12 protein-coding genes are annotated in these 10,873 nt (G+C 71.2%); 8 read left to right on the top strand and 4 right to left on the bottom strand.

Annotated features, from left to right (window positions below; translation table 11 throughout):
- Window positions 1–645, bottom strand: a 645-nt coding sequence (locus ACFV0T_RS30690; RefSeq protein WP_385786094.1) for a ThiF family adenylyltransferase, incomplete at its 3' end; no start/stop codon positions are given.
- 261 nt (window positions 646–906) lie between these two features.
- Here ACFV0T_RS30690 and ACFV0T_RS30685 point away from each other — a divergent pair.
- The 4 genes from ACFV0T_RS30685 to ACFV0T_RS30670 all read left to right on the top strand — a co-directional run bounded on the left by ACFV0T_RS30685 (window position 907) and on the right by ACFV0T_RS30670 (window position 4,782).
- On the top strand, window positions 907–1,503 hold the full coding sequence (locus ACFV0T_RS30685; protein WP_385786091.1) for a M48 family metallopeptidase: 597 nt from the start codon (window positions 907–909) through the stop codon (window positions 1,501–1,503).
- Between the two features lie 139 nt (window positions 1,504–1,642).
- Window positions 1,643–3,316, top strand: coding sequence for a TerD family protein (locus ACFV0T_RS30680; protein WP_385786089.1), 1,674 nt, complete (start codon window positions 1,643–1,645; stop codon window positions 3,314–3,316).
- Window positions 3,317–3,327: 11 nt separating this feature from the next.
- The gene (locus ACFV0T_RS30675) at window positions 3,328–4,008 is read left to right on the top strand and encodes an AIM24 family protein (RefSeq protein WP_385786087.1); all 681 of its coding nucleotides are present in this window, start codon (window positions 3,328–3,330) and stop codon (window positions 4,006–4,008) included.
- An 18-nt stretch (window positions 4,009–4,026) separates the two neighbouring features.
- Window positions 4,027–4,782, top strand: a complete 756-nt coding sequence (locus tag ACFV0T_RS30670) for an AIM24 family protein (protein ID WP_385786084.1) — start codon at window positions 4,027–4,029, stop codon at window positions 4,780–4,782.
- A gap of 51 nt (window positions 4,783–4,833) precedes the next feature.
- Here the strand turns inward: ACFV0T_RS30670 and ACFV0T_RS30665 are convergent, their stop codons facing one another.
- Both ACFV0T_RS30665 and ACFV0T_RS30660 read right to left on the bottom strand, forming a co-directional pair.
- The gene (locus ACFV0T_RS30665) at window positions 4,834–5,355 is read right to left on the bottom strand and encodes an NUDIX hydrolase (protein WP_385786081.1); all 522 of its coding nucleotides are present in this window, start codon (window positions 5,353–5,355) and stop codon (window positions 4,834–4,836) included.
- The gene (locus tag ACFV0T_RS30660; RefSeq protein ID WP_385786078.1) at window positions 5,352–6,782 is read right to left on the bottom strand and encodes a zinc-dependent metalloprotease; all 1,431 of its coding nucleotides are present in this window, start codon (window positions 6,780–6,782) and stop codon (window positions 5,352–5,354) included. The genes ACFV0T_RS30665 and ACFV0T_RS30660 overlap by 4 nt, the downstream gene beginning before the upstream one ends.
- Window positions 6,783–6,973: 191 nt before the next feature.
- Here ACFV0T_RS30660 and ACFV0T_RS30655 point away from each other — a divergent pair, with 191 nt between their 5' ends.
- From ACFV0T_RS30655 to ACFV0T_RS30640, 4 genes are all read left to right on the top strand, one after another.
- Window positions 6,974–8,086 carry an SDR family oxidoreductase gene (locus tag ACFV0T_RS30655; protein ID WP_385786076.1) on the top strand — a complete coding sequence of 371 codons (1,113 nt, stop codon included), beginning with the start codon at window positions 6,974–6,976 and terminating at the stop codon, window positions 8,084–8,086.
- A gap of 227 nt (window positions 8,087–8,313) precedes the next feature.
- Window positions 8,314–8,775 carry a molybdenum cofactor biosynthesis protein MoaE gene (locus ACFV0T_RS30650; protein ID WP_385786074.1) on the top strand — a complete coding sequence of 154 codons (462 nt, stop codon included), beginning with the start codon at window positions 8,314–8,316 and terminating at the stop codon, window positions 8,773–8,775.
- Window positions 8,776–8,835: 60 nt separating this feature from the next.
- Window positions 8,836–9,057 (top strand): hypothetical protein, encoded by a 222-nt coding sequence (locus tag ACFV0T_RS30645; RefSeq protein ID WP_385786183.1) that lies wholly within the window; start codon window positions 8,836–8,838, stop codon window positions 9,055–9,057.
- Window positions 9,058–9,107: 50 nt separating this feature from the next.
- Window positions 9,108–10,205 carry a PDZ domain-containing protein gene (locus tag ACFV0T_RS30640; protein ID WP_385786072.1) on the top strand — a complete coding sequence of 366 codons (1,098 nt, stop codon included), beginning with the start codon at window positions 9,108–9,110 and terminating at the stop codon, window positions 10,203–10,205.
- 72 nt (window positions 10,206–10,277) lie between these two features.
- Here the strand turns inward: ACFV0T_RS30640 and ACFV0T_RS30635 are convergent, their stop codons facing one another.
- Window positions 10,278–10,820, bottom strand: coding sequence for a PPA1309 family protein (locus tag ACFV0T_RS30635; protein WP_385786069.1), 543 nt, complete (start codon window positions 10,818–10,820; stop codon window positions 10,278–10,280).
- Window positions 10,821–10,873: the final 53 nt, after the last annotated feature.

Genomic DNA, 10,873 nt, shown 5'->3' with positions numbered 1-10,873 from the left:
GCGGGGGGCGCGGGCGCCGGGGGGGGTCCGGGGGGGGGGGGCGGCGGGGGGGCCGGGGGCCCCCGGGCGCGCGGCGCGGCGGGCAGCCTCGTCCCTGCGCTCCCCGACGGCCTCGGCGGGCAGTCCGCCCGGCGCTACGTCCCAGGGCTCGACGCGGCCACCGTCGCGCACGTCGACCTCGCCGACGCCCGCGCCGGAGAGCAGTCCGGCCAGGACGGCGCCGACCCGGCCGGCACCTCTGACCTGGACCCGCAGGGAGCGGCGGGCGGCCAGTCGGCCGATGGCCTCGCCCGGTTCGGAGGTCGTCAGGGAGAGGGAGGCCAGATCCGGGCGCAGCCGGTCGAGGACCTCCTTCCTGCCCCGCAGGGTGTCGGCGGGCGGGCCGCCCCCTCTGGCGTCGTCGACGAGTCCGGCGCGGGCCAGCCGCTCCACCAGCGTGTCGACATGCCCGTCGGGCAGGTCCATGCGGTGGCCCTCCTCACGCAGGAGCGCCAGGCCGCGTGTGCCGTTGAGCAGATCGAGGAAGCCGCCCGTCGCCGTGTCCAGCGGGCCGAGCGTCATCGCGTGCGCCGGGGTCATCCCGAACTGCACGGTGTTGAGGTCACGCCAGCCGCGCCGCAGCGCGGGCTTCACGATCGGATGCATGACAGGCCCCCGTAGCCGAAAGAGCAGTGTCCTGGGGGCGTGAGGGAAGCACAGAACGTGACAGAACGCCCCCCCTTTGCCGGTGGAGATCGGTCCATGCCCCGCCGACGAGTGCCAGCATGCCCGGGCCGGCTCCGAGGCGCGGAAAGTTGTCCACAGGCAGGGGATATTCGTCGTACGAATCAAACGCATGGTGGGGGATCACAACCGAACCGTCCCGGACTCGGGACTTCCCCCGTGTGCAGCGGGTAACGTCGGGGCGTGCCCGCCGACCCACTGCACCGCGCCGGAACTCCACAGCGCAGCACGATGAGCCAGCCGCCGAGCGGCTCGGTGGCGAGCGCGATCGAGGTGCGCAGGAGTGCCCGACGACGCAGGACGGTCTCGGCGTACCGCGAGGGAGATCGCACCGTGGTGCTCATCCCCGCCCGGATGTCCGAGGCGGAGGAGCAGCGCTGGGTGACGGTGATGCTCGACAAGCTGGCGGCCCAGGAGAGCAAGCGGGTGCTCGGCGACACCGAGCTGGCCGAGCGCGCCGAACGGCTGTCGGCCCAGTACTTCGACGGCCGCGCCCGGCCCGCCTCGGTGCGCTGGGTCACCAACCAGAACACGCGCTGGGGCTCCTGCACGCCGGCCGAGGGCAGTATCCGGCTGTCGCACCGCCTGCAGGGCATGCCCGAGTACGTCGTCGACTACGTGCTCCTGCACGAGCTGGCCCACCTGCTGGTGCCCGGACACGGGCCCCGGTTCTGGCGGCTGTTGGAGGGCTACCCGCGCACCGAGCGGGCCCGGGGCTACCTGGAGGGCGTGGTCGCCGCCGACCGGCTGCCCCATTCGCCCGGTGGGCGCGGTGAGTGACAGCGTTCCCAGCCGCCGGAATCCCCGCGGTGCCGAGCGCGCGTTGTGTACCGGGACTGTACCGACTTCCTCCGGTGTCCGGATTTGCCGTTAGCCTGGCGCGACGCACTCGCTTCGGGATGGGGGACGGTCGTTACGCATGGCCAGGGAATTCCAACGCGGCCACAAGGCCAAGATCAGTGACCTCACCGCGGGCACCGATCTGTACGTAGGCGTGCAGATCGCCGGCCCCGGACTCGGTTTCGACATCAGCTGCTTCGGCCTCGACGCCGACGAGCAGCTCTCGGACGACCGGTACTTCATCTTCTTCAACCAGCCGAAGTCGCCCGAGGAGGCCGTTCAGCTCCTGGGCGCCCAGGCGGGCGACACGGAGTCCTTCCGGGTCACGCTCGACCGGATCCCGCCGCGGATCCAGAAGCTGTCCTTCACGGCGACGCTCGACGGCGCCGGGCAGATGTCGCAGGTCGGCCCCGGATACCTCCGTATCGTCGCGGGTGGCGAGGAGGTGGCCCGGTACTCCTTCGACGGCTCCGAGTTCTCCACCGAACGAGCCGTGATGCTGGGCGACTTCTACCTGAAGGACGTGTGGCGGTTCGCGGCCGTCGGACAGGGCTTCGACGGCGGGCTCGACGCGCTGCTGAAGAACTTCGGTGGTGAGGTCGCCGAGGAGGAGGCGCCCGCCGCTCCGCAGCAGCCGCAGGCCGGTGCCGCTCCGGGCTTCGCCCCTCCCGCGTTCGGCGCCCCCGCCGCTCCGGCGCCCGCCCCGCAGCCCGCCGCGCAGAGTTTCGCACCCCCTTCCGGTGCCACCCCGCAGCCTCCGGCGCCCGCGCCCTCGGTGCATGCCGCGCCGACCATCATCGCGCCCCTGACCCCGCCCGGCGGCACCGTACCGCCCCCGGCGCCCGCGCCCGCCCCCTACGGCCGGCCGCCGCAGCAGCCGTACGGCCAGCAGGCCCCGAGCGCTCCCGCGCCCCCCGGCTACCCGCAGCCCCAGGCCCCGACCCCGCCCCCGGGCTACGGGCAGCCGACCGCGCCTCCCGGCTACGGGCAGCCGACCGCGCCTCCGGGCTACGGCCAGCAACCGCCGTTCGGACAGGTGCCCGGCCAGCAGACGGCGTCCTACGGAGTTCCGCAGGGCGCGCCTCAGGGCGGTGCCGGTGTGACCGCGGCGCTCCAGCAGTTCAAGGAGACGCCCACCGGACAGCGCTGGACGCAGCAGAACAAGAAGCTCATCCGCGTCGACCTCGGCATCGGCGGCCAGCCCGTGCTGGCGCGCCAGGGCAGCATGGTGCTCTACCAGGGCAAGGTCGACTTCAGCTACAAGGGCGCCGGGTTCGCCGGCCGGATCGTCGGCAACGCCACCGGCCAGGAGATGCAGCTGATGCGCTGCACCGGTCAGGGGCAGGTGTTCCTCGCCGAGAGCTCGACCCATCTCCACCCGATCGAACTCCAGGGCGACGCGATCTGCGTCTCCGCCGAGAACGTCCTCGCCTTCGACGAGAGCCTCCAGTACGAGGTCCGCCGCGTCGAAGGACACGGCATTCCCGGAGGCGCCCTGTTCACGATGCAGTTCCAGGGCACCGGCACCATCGTCGTGAAGACCCACGGCACGCCCGTCGTGCTGCCGGTCACCCCGACCACGTTCGCCGACTGCAACGCGGTGGTCGCCTGGTCGGCGGCCTCCCAGGTGATCGTCTCCAGCCAGGTCCGGATGCGGCGCAACGCCTACCCGGGCGACACCGGGGAGAGCGTCAACCTCCAGTTCCGGGGTGCTCCCGGGAACTTCATCGTCGTCCAGCCGTACGAGGTCTGAGGGAGCCCGTCATGAACCAGCCGCTCGCGGGCTACGCCCCCGCACCCGTCACCGCCCGCATGGAGAACCACGGCAACCACATGCTGAAGGTGGCCATGCAGACCGGGAACGACCTCCTCGCGCGCGTGGGGTCGATGGTCGCCTACGAAGGCTTCGTCCAGTACGAGCCCAACCCGCCGGCCGTGCGCCAGATCGCCCGTGACTGGGTCACCGGCGAGGGCGCGGCGCTGATGAAGGCCTCCGGCGACGGACTGCTCTACCTCGCCGACTACGGCGCGGACGTCGTCGTGATCAATCTCAACGGCGACGGCATCTCCGTCAACGCCACCAACCTGCTGGCCTTCGACGCCCATCTGACGTGGGGCGTCGAGCGGGTCAAGGGGCTGGCGAAGTTCGCCGGGCAGGGCCTGTGGAACACCAAGATCTCCGGGCAGGGCTGGGTCGCGCTGACCTCCCGGGGCAAGCCGATCGTCGTCGACTGCGGCGGCGGCGAGGACGAGACGTACGTCGACCCGGACGCGCTCGTCGCCTGGTCCCCGAACCTCAAGGTGAAGGGCAAGCGCAGCTTCAAGGCGCAGTCACTGATCGGCCGGGGCAGCGGCGAGGCGTACCAGATGGCCTTCTCGGGCCAGGGCATCGTCGTCGTCCAGCCCAGCGAGGACAGCACCGACCGCCTGCGGTTCCGGGGCTGAGGGGGAGCCAGAGTCATCATGCAGAGCCCGCTTTTCGCCCACAACGACCAGCAGACCCAGGAACGCTGGAGCCTGCAGAACAAGCAGATGCTGCGCGTCGCCATGGAGGGTCACGACGACATCCTGGCCCGCAAGGGCACCATGGTCGCCTACCAGGGCCTCGTCGAGTTCGACGCGGAGTACCGGAGCAACAACCAGTCACGTGCGCGTGCGTACACCGGTGAGGGCCTGGACCTGATGCGCTGCCACGGGCAGGGCACGGTGTTCTTCGCCAACCTCGCCCAGCACATCCACCTCGTGGAGGTGGAACAGGACGGTCTGACCGTCGACAGCAGCTACGTGCTCGCCATGGACTCGTCGCTGCACCACGAGGTCATCGCCGTCGACAGCTTGTACGGCATCTCCGGCTCGGGGAAGTACCAGCTCAACATCACCGGCCGCGGCAAGGTCGCGCTGATGACCTCGGGTGCGCCGCTGATGATGCAGGTCACGCCCGACAAGTACGTCAACTGCGACGCCGACGCGATCGTCGCCTGGTCCACCGGTCTGCGCGTGCAGATGCAGGCCCAGACGCACTCCTCCGGGGTGTGGCGGCGCCGGGGCAGCACCGGCGAGGGCTGGGAGCTCAGCTTCATGGGAAGCGGCTTCGCGCTCGTCCAGCCGAGTGAGCTGCTGCCGCCGCAGAACGCCCAGATCGGGCAGGGCGTCGCCGCGCAGTTCGGCATGGGCCAGCACGGGGCGCGGGGCCAGAACCAGGGCAACGTCTGGAGCTGACCGGACTGGCGAACGAGGGGTGATCGTGCGGACGGTCACCCCTCCGTGCGTTCACAACCGGGCCCGGGTCGCCTCCATCAGGCGTACGACGGAGTCGTCGGCCACGTCCGCCACCTCGTCGTAGGCGAACCAGCGCACGTCGAGCGACTCGTCGCTGATCGTGTGCCGTGCGCTCGGCGGGGCCACGACCGCGTACTGGACGTCGAAGTGGCAGTGGCACGGCGGCGGGATCGGGTGCCGGTCCAGCCGCACGGGGCCACCCGCCAGCACGGTCAGACCCGCGATGCCCGACTCCTCGGTCGCCTCGCGCAACGCCGCCGCCTCCAGAGTGAGGTCGCCGGGCTCGCAGTGACCGCCCGTCTGGAGCCACATGCGCAGCTTCCTGTGCAAGGTCAGCAGCACCCGGCCGCGCTCGGGGTCGATCACCAGGGCGCTCGCGGTGAGGTGGCCGGCGTGGCAGGACTTCCACAGGCCGTCCGGGTGGGCCGTCAGATGGTCCAGGTAGTCCTGGCGCAGGTCTTCCTGGCCCTCGTGACCCTTCAGCACGAGGACCGCGTCGTCGTACAGGCTCACTCGGTGTCGTCGTCCTTGGTCTCGTCGTCCTTCTTCAGGTCCGGCTTCGTGCCCGAGCCACCGCTCGCCGCCTCGCCCAGCATCTTGTCCAGTTCGGAGAAGTCCAGCTGTTCGCGGTGCACGAAACCGTCCGGGTCGTCCAGGTCGGTCGCCGTCGGCAGCATGTCCGGGTGGGCCCACAGAGCGTCCCGGCCGTCGACGCCCCGTGCGTCCGTGAGGGACGCCCACAGCCGGGACGCGTCGCGCAGGCGGCGCGGGCGCAGCTCGAGGCCGATCAGGGTGGCGAACGTCTGCTCGGCCGGGCCGCCCGTGGCGCGACGTCGGCGCAGGGTCTCGCGCAGCGCGTCGGCGGACGACAGACGAGGCTTCGCGGCGGCGTGGACCACCGCGTCCACCCAGCCCTCGACGAGTGCCAACGCCGTCTCCAGCCGGGCCAGGGCCACCTTCTGCTGCGGCGTGTCCTCCGGCTGGAACATGCCCTGCTGAAGGGCGTCCTGAAGCTGCTCCGGGTTCTGCGGGTCGAACTGGCCGACCACGTCCTCCAGCTTGGCGGTGTCGACCTTGATCCCGCGGGCGTACCCGTCGACCGCGCCGAACAGGTGCGAGCGCAGCCACGGCACGTGCGCGAACAGGCGCTGGTGGGCGGCCTCGCGCAGGGCCAGGTACAGCCGGACCTCGTCCTTCGGGACGCCCAGGTCCTTGCCGAACGACTCGATGTTCATCGGCAGCAGCGCGGCCTTGCCGGCCGGGCCGAGCGGCAGGCCGATGTCGGTCGAACCGACGACCTCGCCCGCGAGCACGCCGACGGCCTGCCCGATCTGCGTGCCGAACATGGCACCGCCCATCGAGCGCATCATGCCGATCAGCGGGCCGGCCATGGCCTGCATCTCCTCCGGCAGGACGTCGCCCATGGCGGTGCCGACCCGCTCGGCCACCGGGTCGACGAGCTCCTTCCACGCGGGCAGGGTCGCCTCGACCCACTCCGCGCGCGACCACGCGATCGCGGAGCCGGCGCCGGACGGCAGGGACGTCGCGTCGTCCAGCCACAGGTCGGCCAGACGGACGGCTTCCTCGACCGCGGTCCGCTCCGCCGGACCGACACTCGCGTCCTTCGTGCCGTCAGAGGTGCCCTGGGCGACCGTCTGGCGGGCGATCTGCTTGGCCATGTCCCAGTTCACCGGGCCGCCCTCGTACGAGAGCATCTGGCCCAGCTGCTGGAACGCGGCGCCCAGATCGTTGGGGTTCAGGGAACCGAACATGGCAGCGAGCGGATTGTCCGCGCCGGGACCGCCGACGCCTCCGGGGCCGAAACCGAACGGGTTGGCCGGTCCCTGACCACCACCGCTCTCCTGGTCCTTCTTCTTGCCCTCGTCGCCGTTCTCCGGCTCCTCCGGCGGAAGGCCGAATCCGAATGGGGTGTCACTCACGGGATTCCTCGGCTGGTAAGGCCACCGGTTCTTTCCGGCGGCACGACTGCCCGACAACACCACCCAGCCTAGACACCGCGGGCCGATCGGGCCTCGGTGCTTCGCCGACCGGGGGCCTGCGGCAGGATGGATGCCACCTGGTACGTACGCGTCACTTGCGCTCGTACGAAGACAACCGCTGGAGACACCTGGTGAGTTCCCCAGATCCGCAGGTTCGCGCAGCGCGAAACCACTCAACCCCGGCCCGTGCCCGCGGCCCCGTCGTCGCGGTCACCGGCGCCGCGTCCGGCGTGGGCGCGCTGCTCACCGAGCGGCTCGCCGCATCGGACGAGGTCAGGCAGGTCATCGCCATCGACGAGCGGCGGGGGGAGTGCGCGCAGGCCCAGTGGCACATTCTCGACGTCCGGGATCCGGCCATCGCGGACAAGCTGCGGGGCGCGGACGCGGTGGTGCACCTGGCGCTCGACCTGGACCTGGGCAGCGACACGGCCGCACGTACGGCTTACAACGTCCGGGGGACACAGACCGTGCTGACCGCGGCCGCGGCCGCCGGAGTGCACCGTGTGGTGCTGTGCACGTCCGCGATGGTCTACGGGGCGCTGCCGGACAACGAGCTGCCCCTGTCGGAGGACGCCGAACTGCGCGCGACCGCCGAGGCCACCGGCGTCGGGGACCTGCTGGAGATCGAACGGCTCGCGCGGCGCGCTCCGCGGGCGCATCCGGGGCTCAACGTCACCGTGGTGCGGCCCGCCGTACTCGTCGGCGAGACGGACACCGCGCTGACCAGGTACTTCGAGTCGCCTCGGCTGCTGGTCGTCGCCGGGTCGCGGCCCGCGTGGCAGTTCTGCCACGTCGAGGATCTGTGCAGCGCGCTGGAGTACGCCGTCCTGGAGAAGGTCGACGGAGAACTCACCGTCGGCTGCGACGGATGGCTGGAGCAGGAGGAGGTCGAGGAGCTGAGCGGGATCCGGCGCATGGAGCTGCCGTCGGCGGTCGCGCTCGGCGCGGCGGCCCGGCTGCACCGGATCGGGCTCACGCCGTCCCCCGCGGGGGACCTGGCGTACACGATGTACCCCTGGGTGGTGAGCGGGAGCAGGCTCCATGACGCGGGCTGGCGGCCGCGGTGGACCAACGAGGAGGTGCTCGCGGAGCTCCTGGAAGAGGTCTCCGGCAGACACACGGTCGCCGGGCGGCGGCTGGGGCGCAAGGACGCGACGGCCGCGGGCGCGGCGGGCGCGACGGTGGCGCTGCTCGGTGCGGCGGCCGTCGTGCGGCGGGCGCGCAAGGCCCGGCGCCGGATCTGACGACCCGAGGACCCGAGGACCCGAGGACCTGAGGACCCGAGAGGCGCGCCCGCGCGAGGGTGCCGCCCGACGGCGCACGCCCGAAGGCGCCCGCCGACTCACGTCGGAGCCGGCTCCACGACCGGTGTGCGCGGGCCGCGTCCTGTAGGAGCGTCCAAACGCACGCACGCGCGTGCCGGGTGAAAGCGGTATTCCGCGTGGTCCCGGGCGTACGGCACGATGGGGGCATGGCATCCACGAACGGTCACCCGGGTGAGCAGGCGGCGCAGGACCCCATCAAGCTGATCGCCGTCCGCGACACCGCGCTCTCCGTGGACGAGGTGTTCCGGGCCGTGGGGGACCACGCCGCCGGGGGGACCGCGCTGTTCGTGGGCACCGTGCGCGACCATGACGGCGGCACCGACGTCGAGGGGCTCGGGTACTCGTGCCATCCCAGTGCCGAGGCCGAGATGCGACGGATCGCGGAGAAGGTCGTCGCCGAGTACCCGGTGCGGGCGCTGGCCGCGGTGCACCGCGTCGGGGATCTCGGGATCGGGGACCTCGCCGTCGTCGTGGCCGTGTCCTGCCCGCACCGCGGTGAGGCCTTCAGCGCCTGCCGCAAGCTGATCGACGACCTCAAGCACGAGGTGCCCATCTGGAAGCACCAGAGGTTCTCCGACGGCACCGAGGAGTGGGTCGGCGCCTGCTGAACCCCACGTCCCTCTTCCGGTTGCGTAACCCCACCCCGGGCGTGAGCGTTGTCAGTGCGGATGGTTAATCTGCTGATCAGTCAGTTGCGGTTGCTCGAATGGGGTTGGGAGGTCGGCATGGGGGTTCTCGTCTGGCTGCTGATTCCGCTTGTGGCTGCCGTCGGCGCCGGTCTGTGGGGCAGTTGGGCCAATCGGACGAGGAAGACGCGTGGCGACGGTCCTGAGCTGGACGGGTATGCCCGCTTTTGTGCCGCGATGGAGAAGTCACACACCAGCACCTGACGGGGTGGCCCTGACGGTGCGCTGACAGAGGCGTCCCGTACTGTCGACTCATGCCACGCAGGACTGCGACGATGCTCGCCTCCACCCTGATGCTGATCGCGCTCCTGTGCGCGGGAGTGTTCATCCCCGTGCCGTACTCGGAGATGTCCCCGGGGCCGACGGTGAACACCCTCGGCGAGCACGGCGGCGAGCCGGTGCTACAGATCTCCGGGCACAAGACGTATCCCACCAGCGGCAACCTGAACATGACCACCGTGCGGGTCACCAGCGCCGGCTACCGGATGAACCTCGTCGAGGCCGTCTACGGGTGGCTGGCGCACGACAACAAGATCGTGCCGCACGACACGCTCTACCCGGACGGCAAGACCGAGCAGCAGTCCACCCAGGAGAACGCCGAGGAGTTCAGCCAGTCCCAGGAGAGCGCCAAGGTCGCCGCCCTGAAGGAGCTCGGCGTCCCGGTGAAGGCGTGGGTGATCGTCTCGACGGTCGTCAAGGACTCCCCGGCCGAGGGCCGACTGCACGCCGGTGACGTGATCAAGGACGTCGACGGCACGACGGTCAAGGAACCCTCCGACGTCGCGAAGCTGGTGACCAAGCACAAGCCCGGCGACGACGTCGTCTTCACGATCGTGCCCGCCAAGGAGCAGGCCGCCGCCGAGAAGGCGAAACGGACGGCGACCACGACCGAGAAGGTCACGATCACCACCAAGGCGTCCGAGGACAAGGGCGAGAAGCGGGCCATCGTCGGGATCTCCGCCGGGACCGATCACACGTTCCCGTTCAGCATCGACATCAAGCTCGCCGACGTCGGCGGACCGAGCGCCGGTCTGATGTTCGCGCTCGGCATCTACGACAAGCTCACCCCGGGCAGCCTCACCGGCGGCACGTTCGTCGCCGGCACCGGGACCATCGACGACGAGGGCACGGTCGGGCCCATCGGCGGCATCGAGATGAAGACCGTCGGCGCCCGCGACAAGGGTGCCCAGTACTTCCTGACGCCCGCGGACAACTGCGCGGCCGCCGCCGAGGACACCCCCTCGGGACTGCGCCTGGTCAAGGTGAAGACCATCGCCGACGCCCTCGACGCGCTCAAGGACATTCGCTCCGGCGACACCGCCGACCTGCCGAAGTGCACCACCAAGGGCTGACGCACCGCATTCCGTGCACGGCTGGGGGCGCCCTCCGAGCGGAGGGCGCCCCCAGTGCCGTACGCCGCAGCCTCAGTCCTCGAACGTCGCCGTCAGCGCCTCCGCCAGACCCGGGACCAGGTCCGCGCCCGTGAGGACCTCCGTCGGCGAGTCCTTCTCGCGCAGCCGCAGGGCCGAATCGCGGGCGCCGTCGCGCAGGACCGCGACCGTCATACGGACCTCCTGGCGCTCCGGGTGCTCGGCCACCCACTTCGCCAGCTTCGCCTCGCTCAGGCCCTGCGGGACCTGCGCCTCGGCGGACGGCGGGAGCATCAGGCGCTCCACGGTGAGCGCGCAGCCGACCACCGCGTCGGGCCAGGCGATCGTGGCGAGGAACTCGTCGAGCGCCTTGTCCGTTGGAATTTCGTCCTGCTCGATCGGGGTGAGACCGGTGGTCTCCTGTTCCTCACCCAGGCCGAGCTGGGCCGCGAGTGAGGGTTCCTGGGTCCGCAGTCGTGCGGTGTCGACAAGGGCGAAGAGGCGGGCAGGCTGGTCCCAGCCGAGGCCGGAGGCGTACTCGTCGATCTCGAGTACGGCCCGGGTGAGCGGGCTCGCTGCCATGGGAGTGTTGGACATGGTCACAATCCTGCCTCGTTCCCGGCCGGAATCGGGAACCGAGTAAAGCGTGA

The sequence above is a fragment of the Streptomyces sp. NPDC059582 genome (assembly GCF_042735715.1).
GTDB lineage: Bacteria > Actinomycetota > Actinomycetes > Streptomycetales > Streptomycetaceae > Streptomyces.
This window is presented reverse-complemented; position numbering and strand designations above follow the sequence as displayed.

Excerpts from the sequence above, each read along its gene's own strand:
- ACFV0T_RS30680 (WP_385786089.1), top strand. The coding sequence starts at position 1,643 with ATGGCCAGGGAATTCCAACGCGGCCACAAGGCCAAGATCAGTGACCTC.
- ACFV0T_RS30675 (WP_385786087.1), top strand. The coding sequence starts at position 3,328 with ATGAACCAGCCGCTCGCGGGCTACGCCCCCGCACCCGTCACCGCCCGC.
- ACFV0T_RS30670 (WP_385786084.1), top strand. The coding sequence starts at position 4,027 with ATGCAGAGCCCGCTTTTCGCCCACAACGACCAGCAGACCCAGGAACGC.
- ACFV0T_RS30650 (WP_385786074.1), top strand. The coding sequence starts at position 8,314 with ATGGCATCCACGAACGGTCACCCGGGTGAGCAGGCGGCGCAGGACCCC.
- ACFV0T_RS30645 (WP_385786183.1), top strand. The coding sequence starts at position 8,836 with ATGGTTAATCTGCTGATCAGTCAGTTGCGGTTGCTCGAATGGGGTTGG.
- ACFV0T_RS30640 (WP_385786072.1), top strand. The coding sequence starts at position 9,108 with ATGCCACGCAGGACTGCGACGATGCTCGCCTCCACCCTGATGCTGATC.
- ACFV0T_RS30635 (WP_385786069.1), bottom strand. The coding sequence starts at position 10,820 with ATGTCCAACACTCCCATGGCAGCGAGCCCGCTCACCCGGGCCGTACTC.